Origin of the sequence: Terrabacter sp. NPDC000476 (genome assembly GCF_040300125.1) — a bacterium.
GTDB lineage: Bacteria > Actinomycetota > Actinomycetes > Actinomycetales > Dermatophilaceae > Terrabacter.
Genome location: NZ_JBEPDF010000001.1, coordinates 521,828 through 538,550 on the forward strand (window position 1 = coordinate 521,828; position 16,723 = coordinate 538,550).

Sequence of the window (16,723 nt, forward strand, 5' to 3'; positions counted from 1 at the left end):
GGCGCTGTCAGCCGGGCCGGCTTGCAGCACCAGCAGGTCCAGCGCCGTTCCCGGCGCTCCATCCCCGCCACTCCTCGGCAAGGACCGCATAGGTGAAGCCGTCGAGCCAGCCGAGCTCGGTGTGGAAGGAGTCCTTGACGCCGTGCTGCTCGCGCCGCATCCCCAGCTTCTCCAGCACCCGCCACGACGCGACGTTGGCGGCGAAGCAGCCGGCCTGGACCCGGCGTAACCCCAACCGGCCGAAAGCATGAGCGAGTGCGTCGCGCGCCAGCGCCGTCGCGATGCCCCGGCCCGCGTGGTCCGGGTGGACGAAGTACGACAGCCGCCCCTCACGGCCGACGAACTCCTCCTCGCCACCCGACTGCCCCATCCCGTCGACGACGCCCAGGGTCGCCTGGCCGACCATCACGCCGTCGAGGACCGCCACGGTCCGGTGGTGATCGTGGTCGTCGTATGCCGCCCAGTCGGCGACGTACTCCTCGGTGTCCTCGATGCGCTGCTGCAGGAACCAGCGGGTCACGTCGGGCCGGTGGCGCCAGGTCAGGAACTGCTCGGCGAGATCGGCCGTGGGAGAAGTGAGCCGAAGCCCTGGGATCGTCACGTCGGGCGACTCTAGCCCGGCGAGTCGCCGGAGGTCGCCCCTCTGCCGCGTCGCCGCAGGCGATCGGCCCAGCCGGCCGCGCAGGAACCGAGAGGGCGACAGGGCTGGCGAGTGGCTGCGGTCAGAGCACGAACGGCCCGTGCCGGCCCCCGCAGACCGAACGACGAGACAGCCCCTGTCCGGCGTCTCCGCCGGTCAGGGGCTGTCTCGTGGTGGTGGGCGATACTGGGTTTGAACCAGTGACCTCTTCCGTGTCAAGGATTCTCACTTCGTCCATGGAGGTCTTTGATGGTCAGCTCGAGCACGAACGGATGCCTCGGCGTCCGTCCAGATCCCGGCACGTACGGGCTCGTTGTCACGCAGTTGGTCAAGCAATCAGACACGCGTCAACGCATCGTGCTTCCACCCGAGGCCAGAGCGTTGGTGGCTCGTATGCATCGCGAGAGCACGTCGAGCGTCATCTCTCGGGGTTGCCGGTCTGGCAGCGCAGTTCCTCGGGATCAGCGGCCGAAGTAGGCGCCGCCGGGTCGCAGCTCACCGGCGAGCAGCTCGGGCACGGTGACGAGCGTGTAGCCGCGCGCGCGGAGAGAGTCGATGATGCCGGGCACGGCCTGGACGGTCGTGGGGTGGATGTCGTGCATGAGAATGATGGCGCCCCGCTTGGCCCCCGCAAGGGCGCGCTCGGTCGTGACGGCAACATTCCGGTTCTTCCAGTCCTCGGTGTCGACGTTCCAGAGGATCTGTGAGTAGCCGAGCTCGCGCGCGACCGATTTGACTGTCGAGTTCGTCGCTCCGTAGGGCGGGCGCAGCAGCAGCGGACGGATGCCGGTCGCGCGCTTGATGGCGGCGGCGGTGCGGTCGATCTCGAGCCGGATGGTGTTGGGGTCGAGGTTGGCGAGATCGCGATGCTCGTAGGTGTGGTTACCGACGACGTGCCCCGCTTCCACCTCGGCCCGGGCGAGCCCCTGTCGGTTGTCGGCACTCCGGCCGATGAGGAAGAAGGTCGCGCGCACGTCTTTGGCAGCGAGCTCGTCGAGCAGCCGCTGCGTGTAGGGACCGGGCCCGTCATCGAACGTCAGCGCGATGCATCGAGCGCTCGCGCAGTCCACCGCAGCCCCGGCGGCCTGCGTCGGGCCCGTCACGGGCGAGACGGTCGCCGGCGCTGTGGTCGGCACCGCTGACGATGGGGACGATGCGGGTGTCGACGCTGCGGGGGTCGGTGACGTTGCTCCTAGCGAGCCGGGAATCGTGGGCGCTGAGCCGCGGGCAGCGTCTCTGATGATCCGGCCGTCGCTGCTCAGCACCCGATCGGCCGCCGCGGCAGAAACCCGGACGGCGACGAGCCCGGCGGACTCCGGTGTGACGGCTCCCTGGTCGAGCACGACGACGAGGGACCCGTCGTCGGCAAGACGCACGTCCCGGGTGGCCTCCTCGTCGGTAGGGGTCCCCTGACCGAGATCGGAACGGTCGAGGGCTCCGGCCACGAGCCGGGACAGGGCGCCGGCGTCCTGCACGAGCTGCGCGCCCGTCCACACCGTCCCGCGCTTGATATCGGCGTAGACGGTCTGGGTCATCTCCCGCCCGTGGGCGCCACCGGTGTACATGCGCGTGACGACGCGGATGCCGAGCACGTCGCCGGCAGCGAGGACGGGATCCCAGCCGATGTTGAGCTCGTTGGACTCGCCGTCGCTGCGCCCACCTTCGTATTCGGCCGTCCTCTGCTTGACGATCGCGTCCAGGTCGGCCTCGAGACCCGGCGCGTCGGGAACCGAGACGGTCGCGACGCTCCGCTTGTCCTCGGGGTCGTTGAGCGAGTCCTGCTCGGCGACGAGACCTTTCACCTGCCCTTGCGCGAGCGTCGGCGGCAGCGGGATGACGACGGCGTCCGTGGCCGCCGTCGCGGAGGTGGACGCCGCGGGCGTGCTCACTCGGGCCGAGGACGCCGACCCGGGTGTGGCCGAGCTGCACGCGGCCACCATCCAGATGACGCCGATCAGACCAGCAGCCAGCGCGCCCCGCCGCGGCCGTCGGGCGTGGTACCGCCCGAGGTGTGGGGCGTGGTGTCGGTCAGTCATCGGACCCTCCTGTCGCCTGCCGCCCGGTCGGGCCACGAGCACTGACCGCCACGCTAGCCCACGATGTTCAGATCCGTCTTCAAGTGCTTCCGCGGCGAGGTCGCGGCGCGCCCCGGAGAAACAGGTCGTGCACGAGCGTCGCAGAGTTGGTTGGATAAACCCATGGCCCAGACCGAGACCACCGGCAGCGTCGAGACCCGCCCGGGAAAGCTCTCCCCGGCCACGGTGGCGGCGCTGCTGCGGCGCATCCCGTTCACGATCTCCGTCGTGGGGGCGATGGTCGTCCTCGGTGTCGTCACCACCTCGCTCTGGAGACCGTTGGAGGACCGGGACCTGTTCTCCACGGTCGCCTACGGTCTGCCGGCCCTGCAGGACGGACGGTGGTGGACCCCCGTGACCGGCGCGTTCTTCGCTCTGGTGCCGCTGCAGTACGTCGCCGTGGCCGGAGGCGCCCTGCTGCTGCTCGGATGGTCGGAGCTGCGCCTGGGCACCCGGCGCACTGCCGCGGTGTCGGGGGTCTGTCATCTCGCCGGCGTGCTGGGTGCCTCGCTGCTGCTGTTGCCGGTGGCCACGTCGTCGTGGTCGTGGGCAGAACGCACGGCCACGACCCTGGACGTCGGCTTCAGCACGGGAGCGCTGGGGGCCGTGGCAGCCGCGACGGTGACCCTGAGCCCGCCGTGGCGAGGTCGCGCGCGCTCCGCGCTGGCGCTCTACGCCGTGCTCTTCTTCCTCTACATCGGCCTGCTCTGGGACCTCGAGCACCTCATCGCGATCCTGACGGGCCTCGCTGCGGGCCCCTTCCTCGTCGGACGCCGTCCCCGCCTCGCCCGGCCGACATTCACGAGGCACGAGTGGCGCCTCTTCGCCTTCGTCGGCTTCCTCGTCGTCGCGCTCATCCGCGTGCTGCTCTATGCCGTCCCCTCCGACGGCCCCCTGGGCGCGTCGTCGGAGGACTCGAGCGCGACGACCGTGCTGGTGGGCGCAGCCTTCGCCCTGCTCCTGGCGGACGGCCTGCGGCGCGGATCGCGGCGCGTGTGGCAGGTGGCCGGCGCCCTGACCACACTCACGCTGCTGGTCAGCGTCGTCGTCATCGTCGTCGAGCTGCGGTCGCCGGACGTGCTGGATGCCGGTGGTGGCGTGTCGTCGTCGCTACCCGAGCTCGTCGTCGACGCCCTGCTCTCGCTCCTGCAGCTCTCGGTCCTCATCCTCGGCCGCGCAGCGTTCCGTGCGCGCCGCCCCTCGCGACGCGCACGCGACGCCGCAGCCGGGGCGCCTTCCGGCGCGGGGCGTCCGGACCGTGACACGGCCGTCGCCCTGCTCAAGGAGCACGGGGGGTCGACCATGGCGTGGATGGGCACCTGGCCCGACAACGATTGGTTCATCCACCGCGCCGCCTCGGGCGACCCGGTCGGCTACATCGCCTTCCAGTCCCACCGCGGCGTCGCGATCGCGCTGGGCGACCCCGTGGCCGCTGACGCGCAGGGGCGGGCCGAGACGCTCGGCGCCTTCGTCGACGTGCAGGAGGCTCGAGGTCTCGCACCGTGCCTCTTCAGCGTGGGCTCCGAGGCCGAGCGGTGGGGCGCCGCCCGTGGCCACCGCAGCCTCGTCGTCGCCGAGGAGGCCGTCATCGACCTTCCCGACCTCGAGTTCAAGGGCAAGCAGTGGCAGAGCGTCCGCACCGCGCTCAACCGCGCGGGCAAGGAGGGCATCACCTACCGCGAGGGACGGCTCGCCGAGATGCCTCGCGGCGTGCTGACCCAGGTGCGGGCGATCTCCGAGCTATGGGTCGGCGACAAGGGGCTGCCCGAGATGGGCTTCACCCTCGGCGGGGTCGACGAGGCGCTCGACCCCGACACTCTGGTGGGTCTCGCGGTCGACGCCGACCACACGGTGCACGGGGTCACCTCGTGGCTGCCGGTTCACGGCCCGGGCGGCCGGGTACGGGGCCGCACCCTCGACGTCATGCGGCGGCTGCCCGACGGCTTCCGACCGGTCACGGAGTTCCTCATCGCGAGTGCCTGCCTGTCGTTCAAGGAGCAGGGCGCCGACCTGGTCTCCCTCTCCGGCGCACCGCTCGCGCACGCGGGCGGCACGGCGGACGCGGACGCCCTGGACCGCCTGCTCGGCGCCCTCGGGGAGGCCATGGAGCCGCTCTACGGCTTCCGGTCCCTCGAGAGCTTCAAGCAGAAGTTCTCGCCGCGCAACGAGCCGGTGCACCTCGTCTTCCGCGATGAGGCCGCCCTGCCCCGCATCGGCCTCGCCCTGACCTCGGCCTACCTCCCGGGTTCCACCCTGCGTGACCTGGCCAGGGCCGGCCTCAGCGCTCGACACGTCGGCAGGTGAAGGTCTTCGCGGGAGCCGAAAACGGGCTGGACAGGATCGTTCACATTCGTCCCGCAAACCACTAGCGTGCTCATCGTCTGGAGTCACGACGCCGTGCGCCAGACCGGCGCCACGTCCCTGATCTGGGACCGTCGCGACGGGTAAGGCTGCACCCCTAGTCGAGCGGACCGTCCCTCCAGGAGGACTCTCATGGCCATCACGGACCAGAACACCGCCCACGACGACACGCGCTTCGGTCGTCTCGTCGAGCGTCAGGACAATGAGGACTTCCCGTACTACGACGGCGACCCCGTCGAGATCCCGACGTGGAAGTGGCTCGTCATCATCGCCAGCTGCGTCGTCGGCTTCGTCGTCCTGACCCTGCTGCCGCAGCCCGACAACATCGTCGCGCTCGTCCCTCGCATCCTCTTCCCCGCCATCATGCTCGCGACATTCATCTCGATGACGGGCGCCTACTGGAAGGCGATCTTCCGGCGGCTGCGGCTGCGCGACGTGTGGACGATTCTCGGCTTCATGCTCCTCGACATCGTCGTGACCTTCGCCATCGCAATCGTCGTCCGGTCCTTCGCCGGAGCCACCGCCAACAGCGCCACCGACGGTCTGGGCAAGGCGGGTGCCGCCGACACCGTCGCCTTCTACGTGGGCACGGGGCTACAGATCTTCGGCGAGGAGCTCTTCTCCATCCTGCCCCTGCTCGCGGTCCTCTACTGGCTGCACCACAAGGCACGCCTCAGCCGGAAGAGCGCGATGGTGCTGGCTTCGCTCGTGTCGGCGGTGTGGTTCGGCGCCGCCCACCTGCCGACCTACGACTGGAACTTCGCGCAGTGCTTCCTCGTCATCGGCGTCGCTCGCCTCGTGCTCAACCTCGCGTACTACCGCACCAAGAACATCCTGATCCCCACCGGTGCACACGTGCTCAACGACTGGGTGGAGTTCACGTTCACGTCCGTCGCTGGCGCCACAGGGGTTGCACTCATCTTCTGATGGCGGGATCGCCTGGGGCCGGGCTACTCCCAGTCCCGGACCTGAGCGAAGAGCGGTCCGAGCCGCAGCCGATGCATTGCGGCCGCCTTCGTCACCGACACGGCGGCCGCGCGCCCCTCGGCGGTGACGGTGAGCATGACGGCGCGGGCGTCACCCTCGACGCCGTTGCGTTCGCGCTGCACCAGCCCCTTGTCGCACAGGCGGTTGACGACGTAGGCGACACCGGACCTCCCGAAGCCGAGCGTCGGCACCAGCTCCACGGGACGGAGGCCACCCTCGGCCGCGATGCGAACCAGGGCCGTGCGCTGGCTACCGGACAACGACGCCGGCCCCGCCGCGGAGTCGATGCTCCGGACGAGGTCGTCGCCGGCCCGCACGAGCTGCTCGAGCAGTCCGAGCGGGTCGTGCTGCTGGCCGGGAACGTGGTGCCCGCAGTCGAGCAGCTCGCAGATCCGCGCGGCGGTCTGATGATGGGTTCGGAAGAGCTCATCCACGTCTTGGCTCAAGCCGTCGAAGCACGCCTTGCCGTACTGGGTGAGGTCGACGACGACGGACCTGCGGTCGCCGCTGCTCGTGCGGATGAGGACGATCCCGTCCTGGCGCAGCCTGGTCACGAGCCGGCTCAAGGCCCGACGATGGAGACCGCTCAACTGGGCGATCTCCCGGGTCGTCGGCCCCATGTCGTGGCGAAGGGCGAGCAGAGCGAGAATCTCGTCGTTCTCGGCCCAGTCGCTGCCCAGATGCTTGTCGACGAGACTGGTCAGATCGTGCCCGAACCGGCCCAGCAGGCCCGCCAGGGCCCACTCGTCGACCTGGCGCGAAACGGCTGTGCGATTCATCTTCGGGGTTCTCAGTGCTTTCACCTGCTAGACGCTTCGGCCCTCTACGCCCCCGTGGCCGACCCAGCATAGTTACCCCGCTGTCGCGAGAGATAACGGTCGGCAATATTGCCGTGGCCGGGCTCCGATGCTCCGGTCCCACCGCTCGTAGCGCGGGCAAGCACGGACGGGTCGTTCACAGATGTCTTCATCCGTTCTAGGGTGTAGGTGTGCCGCGGAAGACGAGGCACTCCAAGGCGGCGACCCAGACCTACCCATGGAAGAGGAACACGGATGTCGCGCGAGAACCATGCACGTGAAGGCGCCCAGGCCGCCGTCCCCGACGACGACATCATCGACGTGGCCGTCGTGATGCCGCGAGGGTCCACCTTCGCCGGGGTCTTGGGCGCTGCCGCCGGAGTGGCCGTCGGCGACTCGAGCAGCACGACCGCCTGGGGTGTGGCGGGCGGCATGCTTGCCCAGCGGGCCAACGCGGCGTCTCACGGGAGCTATCCGTCCATCGTCCTCGCACTGTCCCTCACCCGCCTGCACGTCCTCGGGCGACGGTCGACCGGCCTCGTCGGGGGGTGGAAGAACCTGCACCCCGTGGCGTACATCGACCGAGACCACCTGGCTGTCGAGCGCCGTCAGCGGGGCACGGTGCGCATCGTCACGTTCATCGATACGAACACCGGCGCGGCCCTCGAGTTCGAGGCGCAGAACGTCGGAGGCCTGGGACTCAAGGAGCTGATCGAGCAGCTCGAGAGCTAGGTCCTGTCACCGTTTCACCCCCGCTGTGACCTGTTCTGGGGCGGAACGGTCCGTGAGAATCGAAGGGTCATGAGGCCGGGCACGGCACGAGGCAGCCCCCCAACCCCGCCGTGCCACGACGGGCTCCTGGCACGGTTCAGGTCATCCCACCAGGCCTCGACCCGGTGGCGCCGCCCGGCAGGGGCGGCGCCACCAGCACCGTGATGCACGCGGCACTTCAGTGATCGCCGAGTACGTGGGGTGGCACGACGTCAGCGAAGAGCTGCACGAGCCGGTCGAGGTCACGGGCAGCGACGTGCACGTCGCGCGCCACGAGGCCGTTCAGGGCGGCATCAGCGGCGACCTCAGGTCGCAGCTCCAGCACGCGGATCGCCTCGTCCTGGGCCCGGTCCACGAAGCCCAGCCCCGAGAGTGCGATGGCGCGGTAGAGAGGCCCGAACGGCAGGGCGTCGTCGCCGAGGACGGACGCTGCTCCCAGCGCGCGGGCGTAGTCGCCGAGCACGCAGTGCCCGAGCGCGAGCCACGTATGTGCGTTGGAGGGAAGGTGCGGGTGCTCCGACAGGACCGCGGTCATCCGGTCGACCCCGACGCTCCAGTCCCCCGAGGCCGCCACGAGCGCACCGGCCGTGAACTGGCTCGCAGGGCTGTGACGGGAGAGTCCTGCGGCGGTTCGCGCGTGCTCCAGCACGAGAGGCCACTCGCCGCGCGCTCGAGCCACGCCGGCCAGGACGAAGTGCGCATGCGCCTCGCCGGCGTCCAGCGCGATCGCCTCGCGGGCCAACTCCTCCGCGACGGCCAGGTCCTTGACCTCGTCGTCCGAACAACGCTGCAGGACGCGCGACGTGGAGAGGGCCGCACGGATCGACAGGAGTCGGGGCTCGCGCTCACCGCTCGCGAGGGCCCCGTCGGCGTCAGCGATCGCGGCCTCGATCCGCTCTGGAATCGGCTCGGCCAGGTAACGGAACCACGCGACGCGGGCTCGGAGGGGAGGGTCGCGCGGCGACTCCTGCCGCTGCGACCACGAGCGGACGAGCGCCCCGTCGTGGTCGAGGATCGCGGCGGCGGTCACGGCACTCCAGGCCTCGACCGCCTCGAACAGCCCGCCTGCGCCGGCGCTCAGGTCGCTCGCGCGCGACCAGTGAGTCGCGCCCCCCGTATCGCCCAGCAGGACCGTCGCCCTCAAGCTCGACTCGTAGGCGACGACGGAGCCGCTGAGCACGTGCCAGCGCGGCTGCGCGACGACTTCGCTGCAGTTCGGGCCCTCGCCGGTCGCTTCCTCGACGGGAACAGCGGACCACTGCCGTAGATGGCGCACGAGGGCGTCGGTGGCAAGGGCGGCCAGCAACGGCGCGGCCTCCCCGACCGCGGCCAGAGGTTCGACCCACAGCCCCAGCTCGCGCGCGACGTCGGGCGTGCTCGACTCCGGTGCCCAGCTGAACGTGGGGACGTAGGACCCGGACGGAAGCGTGATCGACATCGACTCGCCTTCGCCGGCCCCGGTGTAGAACTCCTCGAGGGCACGCCGGACGCGGGAGGCCCGGACCCGGACGGAGGCGTCGTTGCCCCCGGTGAAGCGAGGGCCCCGGTCCAGGGCTCCGCGACCCACCGTGCGTTCGGAGATCCGTGAGGCCCGCCCTGCCAACGTCTCCGTGACGACGTAGACGAGGAACGCCCGGGACCGCTCTGCGTGCCGGAACGAGGGACTGCCGAGAATGCGGTCGAGGGTGGCGAGCACCTGCTCACGGGGAACTGCAGCCGCCGGGTCTCGGCCCTCGGCGGCTTCGCCCTGGCTCGTCGGCTCGGTCGCGGGGGCCATTAGCGATCACCGGAGCTGACGACGCAGGCGTCCCCGGATCCTCCGGCGGGGGTGCCCGACCTGGGGAACGCCCTCGCCACGGCGTCCGCCGTGCGTTCGGCGCGCTCGGCGTAACCCCTGCTCGTGAAGTGGATGTCGTCGTCGACGAACCACGAGTCACGCACCTCGGATGCCCAGTCGTAGACCCGCATGCCCGGGTAGCGTTCGCACGCGTCGCGCAGAGCCCGATTCCACTTCTTCATCTGGTCCTCGCCCCACGGTCCGCTGCGGCGCAGCGTCTTAACGGTCAGCCAGAGCACGGGCCGGTCACCGATCGGCTGCATCAGCGCGTCGATCCGGTCAGCGAGCGGCACCACGCCGCCGACGTACTGGTTGGCGACCTCGTTGGTCCCCATGGCCAGCACCCAGCACCCGGCATAGCCCTGCGCGGTCCGTGAGGCGACCGCCTCCTGCGCGTTGGGCTGACCCCGGTAGCGCTCGACGATCGAGCGAGCCCCGAGGATGTCGGGGGTGAAGGTCTTGACCCCGATCCGCGCGTACTGGGCCGGGAGCCGCTGCCCGGCCTGAGGGAGGTAGTCCTTGTCGACGAGCCCGACGGACGTGGAGTCCCCCACGTGCACCAGCCGGGTGCACGAGGTCTCCAGCGCTCCGGCACCGGTCGCGCGCGACGGTGTCGTGGCCGGCGGACGCGTGGACGTCGTGGTGCCGGTGGGCAGCTTCGCGTCGGTGGGCACGGGTGGGTCGTCCGGGTCGATCGAGGCGACCCCGTCGGTTGCCGAGCGGTCCACCAGGGCCGTGGCCGAAAGCGCGGTGGTGCCGATGAGCACGACCACGATGGCGCCGGCGACGACAGCCGGCACGGACCGGAAGTGTGTCCCGACGCGCGCGCCCCTCCCCCTGATGGAGTGTCGGAACCCGTGCCGGCGCACCGGATCCTCGACGAACGACCAGGACAGGGCAGCCAGTACCACGATGAGCGCGGTCTGAAGCAGTCCGCGGAGCACCGCGTGGCCGGACAGGGCACCCGTAGGGGTGAACGCGATGACCGGGAGGTGCCAGAGGTAGATGCCGTAGGAGCGCTCCCCCAACCAGACGAACGCCGACGTGCCAAGAGGTCTGGCCAACAGCGAGACCGGATGCGAGATCGCCGCCACCAGCATGGCGGTGGCGAGGCAGAGCAGCAGGATGCCGCCGCGGTAGAGGAACATCGAGTACTCGTCGACGGTGCCGACGAGGACGGCGATGAGGACCAGTCCGAACAAACCGACGCCGTCGAGGCGCAGCTGCTCCGCGCGACGCGTCAGCTCGGGGAGGTGGCCGGGGCGCCACACGAGGGCCACGGCCGCACCGAGGAGCAGGGCCCCCGCCCGGGTGTCGGTGCCCTCGTAGGCGCGAGTGTTGTCGAAGCCCGCCGTCGCGACGACGCCCAGGAGAATGAACGAGGCGCCGGCCAGCACGACCGTGGCGCGGGCGACGAGCGCGAGTCTGCCGCGAAAGCACACAATGAGCGCGATGAGCAGCACCGGCCACACGACGTAGAACTGCTCTTCCACGGCGAGCGACCACAGGTGGTCCAGAGGACCCGGACCACTGATGCGCTGAAAATACGAGTCACCCGCAGCGATGGTCTGCCAGTTGCTCACATAGCCAAGGGAACTCAGCGCTTGGACGCCACGGCGTCCGAGAGCGGACGGCTCGACGACAGCGGTCGTCAGCACGACGACAGCCAGCATGATGATGACAGCGGGCAGTAGCCGCCGGGCGCGCCTGACCCAGAACCGTCGTAGCCCAGTGCCTGCGCCACTCTCCCACCCGGTGAGCAGGATGCTCGTGATGAGAAAGCCGCTCAGCGTGAAGAAGACGCCGACACCCAGCAGGCCCCCGGGCAGCCAAGGGATTCCGAGGTGGTAGCCGACGACGACACCGACGGCGAGGGCCCGCACGCCGTCGAGGGCCGGGAGATAGGTCCTCCCGCCCTCAACCGGCCGGGGCACGTAGGCCTCCGGCCACTCGGGCACCACGCTGGGGCAAGCGGCCAGCCGCGCGGCAGCTCCACGGGCGGCAGAGTGCGAAGGAGGGCATGGCACGAGTGCACAACAGTTGTTCAGATGTGTCCAGCACCGTCCGATTTGCGAACCGCGCGGCGTGTCAGGCACCCACACCACGGCCCGTCGGTGTGCACAGCTGGGATGTCAGAGGAGCCCGAGACGCGTAGCCACCCAAGGAAGGTTGTCGGTGAGTGCCGGCTGCCACGTGTTCCACGTGTGGCTGCCCGGAACCACCTCCAGGCGCGCGTCCACCCCGGCGGCGACCAGGGCTGTGTGGATCCGCCGCCCCTCGTCGCCGTAGTTCTCGTCGTCGGCCCCCACCACGACCACCCCCGCCGACCCCTCATACGATCGCCGTCCACTGCCGAGCACGTCGAGAGCGTTCTGCTCGCTGAACCGGGACGCCTTGCCGCCGAAGTACTCGTTCGCGATCGTGGAGATGCTCTTGTGCGAGGCGGGGCGGTCCTCTCCCAGCAGGTCGAGGAACGTCGGGTACGTCGTGGGGTGGTTCACGGCCAGTTGCACGGAACACGTGCCTCCGTACGAGAATCCGGCGATGGCCCACTGCCGTGCGCCGCTGCGACCGGCTCCGAGCACCCGTTGAGCCCAACGGGGCACGTCCTCGGCAAGATAGGTCGCCGACCGGCCCACGTCGGAGTCGAGGCAGAGTGGCACCCGGCCTCCGTCCCCGCTCAGGTCGGGCATGATGACGATCGGTGCCAGGCCGTGGTGCGACCGGGCGAATGCGTCGAGCTGGTCCTGAACGCCCTTGTTCACCCAGTCCAAGCTGCTCCCGGGGTCACCGTGCAAAAGCACGAGCACCGGCAGCTCGGGCCGTCGACTCGAGAGGTAGGCCGGCGGCAGGTAGACATAGGCCGCTCCGGCCGCATACCGAGACCGCGCGGCGGGAATGTGGACGCGCGAGATCCGGCCCGCCTCCGGCATGTCGTCCGGAGGAGCCCACGTCCGCTCCGTTACGGCTCGGGCACTGATGGCCGCCGGCGGGGGCAGCCCGAAGATGCGCACCGTCACGTCGCCGAACAAGCTGCCGATGGTGGGGTAGCTGCCGAAATGGATGTTGACGAATCCTCCTGCGGCGACAGCGATCACGACGGCGCACGCGAGGCCGGCCGAGCGCTGCACCCAGCCGTGCCCCGCCACCAGCTGCGCCAAACCCAGGAGCACACCGAGGGTTCCTGCTCCGATGGCGTAGTACAGCTCGGCATCGGTGGGCTCCCACAGCTCCCAGACGTCCTCGGCCACGTAACGGAACAGGAGGGTGAGCAGCACCGCCGCGACGACCGTGGCCGGCAGGAAGACGAACAGCCGTCTCCGAAGTCCGACGACGAGGACGAGGACCGCCACCGCAGCCAGGGCGAGCAGGACGGTGGGCAGGGCGCCCGACAGCAGGTCGATGCGGTTCACGCGTCAGCCAACACCCCGCGCCGGCGCCTGCGGACCGACGCTCGAGTCGATCTCGTCGACGATGGCCTGCCCGACGGACGAGAGCTGGTCGGCGTCGAGTGCTGCCAGGCACACCCGCACGTCCCAGCCCGCCGAGTGGAAGAGTCCACCGGTTTGGACGATCACCCCGTGGGCGCGGGCGAGGCGCAGCAGGAGGTCCTCCGGCGTCACTGTCCCCTGAAGGCGGCGCACGCCGTCCGCGCCGTGCCGGACGCGCACCGCGGCAAGCAGGTCGACGAGCGCGTAGTACAGGCTGTCCTGGCCGCCAGGAGGCTCGAGCCCCAGAGGGTCGAAGAGGGCGTAGGAGCGCCTGGCCAGCTCGGCGCGTGTGGCCGTCCGGTAGGCCTCTCCCGACGGCATCAGGTGCCCCAGGGCGAAGAGGGCCATCTGCACCTGGTCGACCGTCGACAGCCCGGCGATGTTGTGCAGCGCGACCTCCCGGCTGTCCGCGACCAGTCGAGCACTGAAGGGGATCCCGGATGACGTGGGGGCCAGGCCGGAGTACCGCTCGTCGAGCCGGGCCCGCACGTCGTCCGACTGCGCGGCCAGCACCTCGTCGACGACCGTGTCGGCGGCGAGGCCGACGAAACCCAGTCGGTTGCCGGTGGCTCCGACGCTCTTGGAGAACGAGTGGATGAGGACCGTGTTGCGCGGCAGCACGGAGAAGACCCCACGGAAGTCGTCGACGAAGGTGGCGTATGCCGTGTCGGCCACGATGACGAGATCCGGTCGCCGCTCCAGCACGAAGTCGCGCAGCTGTCGCAGCTTCTCGGGGCGGATGGCGCGGGTGTCGGGGTTGCCGGGGTTCACGACGAAGAACACCGCGATCGCAGGATCGGTGAGCTGCTCGAGGAAGCCGTCGTCGAAGCGGTACGGCGTGTTGTGCGCGGCCTGCACCTCGACGACGCGCACACCGAAGTCCTCGAGCACCGGGATCTGCAGGTAGGGGGTGAAGACCGGGGTGGCCACGGCTACGGCCCGTCCGGGGCCGATGAGGTGGTTCTCGCGGAGCGAGCGGAAGACGTAGGCCATGGCCGCGGCACCGCCTTCGGTCGCAAAGACCTGGTAGGTCCCGGGTGGCCCATCGGGCGCACCCGCCATGGCGACGAGGTAGCGCTCGAGCACGCGTTCCAGCAGCGTCAGCATGCGAGTCGGGGCGGGGTAGCCCGCGCCCAGCACGGCTCGCACCAGCTCGTGGACGAAGGCATCGCCCGGCAGGCCGAGGTCGTCGACGGCATACGCCAACGCGTGCGAGAGGAACACAGCGCCCTCGGAGCCGTCGGCCCGCAGGGAGTGCAGGAGCCGGTCATGCAGCCCCTCCGGCACGGGCAGCTCACCCCAGGCGTCGTGCCGACTGACCCTCCCGGCCTCCTCGACGGCGAAGGCCCCGAGGCGGAAGAAGCCGGCTCGCGGCGCCGTCGCGGTCCAGTTCGGCTGGCCCCGACCGGCGTCGAGCAGCGGCCGGCCCGATGCCCGAGCGGCAGCGACGATGCGCGACTGCAGCGCGGTGCTGTACGCCAGCCCGGGCGGTGGCACGTCCCCGCCCGGGCGGCCGTCCCCTTCCTCAGACATGAAGGGTGGTCGACCTCTGCGACCGGGCTCGCTGTGCGGCCATCTGCTCGTCGAACTCCTCGCGCCACGTCGCACTCACCGTGATGCCCTGCCGACGCGCCTCCTCCGTCGAGAGCTCGACCGGAAAGCCGTAGGTGTCGTAGAGGACGAAGAGCTCCACGCCCGAGACCCCGGAGTCGCGGTGGGTCGCCAGCTGGTTCAGGCCCTTGCGCAGCGTGCGCCGGAAGGCCTGCTCCTCCTTCGCCAGCACCGCCACCACCTCGTCCGCGTGGGTCGCCACCTCCGGGTAGTGCAGCTCGTAGACGCCCGCCACGGCCGGAATGATGCGCGGGAAGAAGTTCTCCTCGAGACCGAGCTCCACGGCGAAGCGCACGGCGCGACGGATGAGGCGCCGCATGACGTAGCCCTGCGCCTTGTTGCTCGGCCGCACCCCGTCGACGGCGAGGAAGGTCGCCCCGCGCAGGTGGTCGGCGATGACCCGCATGGCCACCGTCTCGTCCTCGTAACGCCTGCCGGTGAGCTCCTGCAGCCGCTCGACGATCGGCCACAGCAGGCCGATGCGGAAGACGTCGGAGGTGTCGAGCGCCGCCGCGGCGATCCGGGCCAGGCCGCCGCCGTAGTCGACGTTGCGGCGTGGCAGCGGCTCGAAGCCGCTCTCGGTGCGGCGGTACTCCATGAAGACGGAGTTGCCGAGCTCGATGAACCGGCCGCAGTCGCAGTTCTGGTGGCAGTTCTCGCCGAACGCGGGGTCATGCTGCACGTGCGGGAAGAGGTAGAACACCTCGGTGTCGGGACCGCCCGGCTCCCCCACCGGCATGTTCTCCGCCTTTCCGCCGCGGCACCACCAGTTCTTCTTGCCGTAGAAGGCGATCCGCGCTCCGTTCGTGCCGACGGCGGCGGCGTTCTCCTCGGTGTCGACCTCGACCTGGTCCGCGTTGACGCCGGCCTCGGTGAACAGGCGCGTCCAGATGGCGGCGGACTCGACGTCCTTGGGGATGCCGTTCGCGTCGTCACCGATGAAGCACGAGACGTAGATCCTGGCCGGGTCGAGGCCGACCCGGTCGGTCAGGAACGTCCAGAACTGTGGGATCTGCTCGTCCTTGAAGTAGTCGCCGAGGCTCCAGTTGCCGAGCATCTCGAAGAAGGTGGTGTGCCGGTTGTCGCCCACTTCCTCGATGTCCTGCACGCGCAGGCAGGTCTGGCTGTCCGCCAGTCGCGTGCCGGCCGGGTGGTCCGCTCCCAGAAGGTAGGGCAGCAGTGGCTGCATGCCGCTGCCGGTGAAGAGCGTCGTCGGGTCGTCCTTCGGCATCAGCGGCGCTCGAGGGATCAGAAAGTGGCCCTGCTCGGCCATGTAGTCGAGGAATGCGGCCCTGATCTGGTCGGCGTCCATGGCCCCAGTCGACACCACGGATGCCGACTCGTCCAGATGTGACGCAATCTTCCCACTCGACGCCGTCGGTGCGACGACTGCTCCGCTGCGCTCAGATGAACCCGGATGAAGGGACCTGCAATCGTCGACCACGGCGCGAGGTGCCTCTTGTTCACATCTGGCCTGGTTTCTTCTAGGGTCGTGTCAGCCGGACGCGGACGTCCCGGTCGACACGCCCCTCTCCCCTCTTGGAGTCGACATGCGCAGGACCTTGGACAAGGTCATCTCCTGGACCGGCCTCGCCATGGCTGCAGTGCTCTTCGTAGCCGGGGCCCTGCTGATCTATGCCAGCTCGTTCGTCGCGAGCAATGTGGAGGAGCAGTTGCGCCCGCAGAACATCACGATGCCCTCCGGCGCGGCGCTGACCACGCAGGCGATGAAGGACAATCTCGGGCCGTACGCAGGACAGCCCATGACGAACGGCAACCAGGCGAAGGCGTTCGCCGACCACTACATCTGGGAGCACATGGTCGAGGCGTCCGGCGGCCAGTCGTACTCGGAGGTCTCGGGCAAGTACGTGGCCCTGAGCAAGGACCCGAACGCCGACCCGGCCGAGCTGCAGAAGCTCGGCGACCTGCGCAACACCCTCTTCATGGGCAACACCCTTCGTGGGCTGCTCCTCGAGGCCTATGCGTTCGGCACGATGGGCACCATCGCGCTCTGGGCCGGCGTCGCCGCGCTCGTCGCGGGAGCCGTCATGCTCGGCCTCGGCCTGCTCGGTCTGCGACACGCCCGCACGGCCGTCGACACCTACGAGTCCCGAACCCAGAGCAACCCCTGAGCCGCCCGCGTCGAACAGACA

Annotated in this window: 12 protein-coding genes; 4 read left to right on the plus strand and 8 right to left on the minus strand. The window is 70.1% G+C overall.

Translation table 11 applies throughout. The annotated features are described in order from the left end of the window. Positions 1-7 precede the first annotated feature (7 nt). Positions 8-601 carry a GNAT family N-acetyltransferase gene (locus ABT295_RS02445; protein WP_352392829.1) on the minus strand — a complete coding sequence of 198 codons (594 nt, stop codon included), beginning with the start codon at positions 599-601 and terminating at the stop codon, positions 8-10. A 500-nt stretch (positions 602-1,101) separates the two neighbouring features. Next, the gene (locus tag ABT295_RS02450; RefSeq protein WP_352392830.1) at positions 1,102-2,676 is read right to left on the minus strand and encodes a polysaccharide deacetylase family protein; all 1,575 of its coding nucleotides are present in this window, start codon (positions 2,674-2,676) and stop codon (positions 1,102-1,104) included. A 162-nt stretch (positions 2,677-2,838) separates the two neighbouring features. Between ABT295_RS02450 and ABT295_RS02455 the strand changes: the two genes are divergently transcribed. Both ABT295_RS02455 and ABT295_RS02460 read left to right on the plus strand, forming a co-directional pair. Next, positions 2,839-5,019: a bifunctional lysylphosphatidylglycerol flippase/synthetase MprF gene (locus tag ABT295_RS02455; RefSeq protein WP_352392831.1), complete on the plus strand. Its 2,181-nt coding sequence runs from the start codon at positions 2,839-2,841 to the stop codon at positions 5,017-5,019. A 189-nt stretch (positions 5,020-5,208) separates the two neighbouring features. Next, positions 5,209-6,003, plus strand: coding sequence for a CPBP family intramembrane glutamic endopeptidase (locus ABT295_RS02460; RefSeq protein ID WP_352392832.1), 795 nt, complete (start codon positions 5,209-5,211; stop codon positions 6,001-6,003). Between the two features lie 23 nt (positions 6,004-6,026). On the opposite strand, the gene ABT295_RS02465 is transcribed toward ABT295_RS02460, so the two are convergent. Beyond that, a complete protein-coding gene (locus tag ABT295_RS02465) occupies positions 6,027-6,842 on the minus strand; it encodes a MarR family winged helix-turn-helix transcriptional regulator (RefSeq protein WP_352392833.1) in 816 nt (271 codons plus the stop codon). 273 nt (positions 6,843-7,115) lie between these two features. Between ABT295_RS02465 and ABT295_RS02470 the strand changes: the two genes are divergently transcribed. Continuing rightward, positions 7,116-7,592, plus strand: coding sequence for a hypothetical protein (locus tag ABT295_RS02470; RefSeq protein WP_352392834.1), 477 nt, complete (start codon positions 7,116-7,118; stop codon positions 7,590-7,592). Positions 7,593-7,809: 217 nt separating this feature from the next. Here ABT295_RS02470 and ABT295_RS02475 read toward each other — a convergent pair whose 3' ends face one another. The 5 genes from ABT295_RS02475 to ABT295_RS02495 form a co-directional block, all read right to left on the minus strand. Beyond that, positions 7,810-9,408 (minus strand): tetratricopeptide repeat protein, encoded by a 1,599-nt coding sequence (locus tag ABT295_RS02475; protein ID WP_352392835.1) that lies wholly within the window; start codon positions 9,406-9,408, stop codon positions 7,810-7,812. After that, a complete protein-coding gene (locus ABT295_RS02480) occupies positions 9,408-11,402 on the minus strand; it encodes an acyltransferase family protein (protein ID WP_352392836.1) in 1,995 nt (664 codons plus the stop codon). Before ABT295_RS02480 ends, ABT295_RS02475 begins: the two co-directional genes overlap by 1 nt. A gap of 198 nt (positions 11,403-11,600) precedes the next feature. After that, on the minus strand, positions 11,601-12,881 hold the full coding sequence (locus ABT295_RS02485; protein WP_352392837.1) for an alpha/beta hydrolase: 1,281 nt from the start codon (positions 12,879-12,881) through the stop codon (positions 11,601-11,603). 3 nt (positions 12,882-12,884) lie between these two features. Beyond that, on the minus strand, positions 12,885-14,492 hold the full coding sequence (locus ABT295_RS02490; RefSeq protein WP_352392838.1) for a bifunctional aspartate transaminase/aspartate 4-decarboxylase: 1,608 nt from the start codon (positions 14,490-14,492) through the stop codon (positions 12,885-12,887). Next, on the minus strand, positions 14,485-15,882 hold the full coding sequence (locus tag ABT295_RS02495; protein WP_352392839.1) for an alanine--tRNA ligase-related protein: 1,398 nt from the start codon (positions 15,880-15,882) through the stop codon (positions 14,485-14,487). Before ABT295_RS02495 ends, ABT295_RS02490 begins: the two co-directional genes overlap by 8 nt. A 238-nt stretch (positions 15,883-16,120) precedes the next feature. Here ABT295_RS02495 and ABT295_RS02500 point away from each other — a divergent pair, with 238 nt between their 5' ends. Then, positions 16,121-16,702 (plus strand): hypothetical protein, encoded by a 582-nt coding sequence (locus tag ABT295_RS02500; RefSeq protein WP_352392840.1) that lies wholly within the window; start codon positions 16,121-16,123, stop codon positions 16,700-16,702. Positions 16,703-16,723 lie beyond the last annotated feature (21 nt).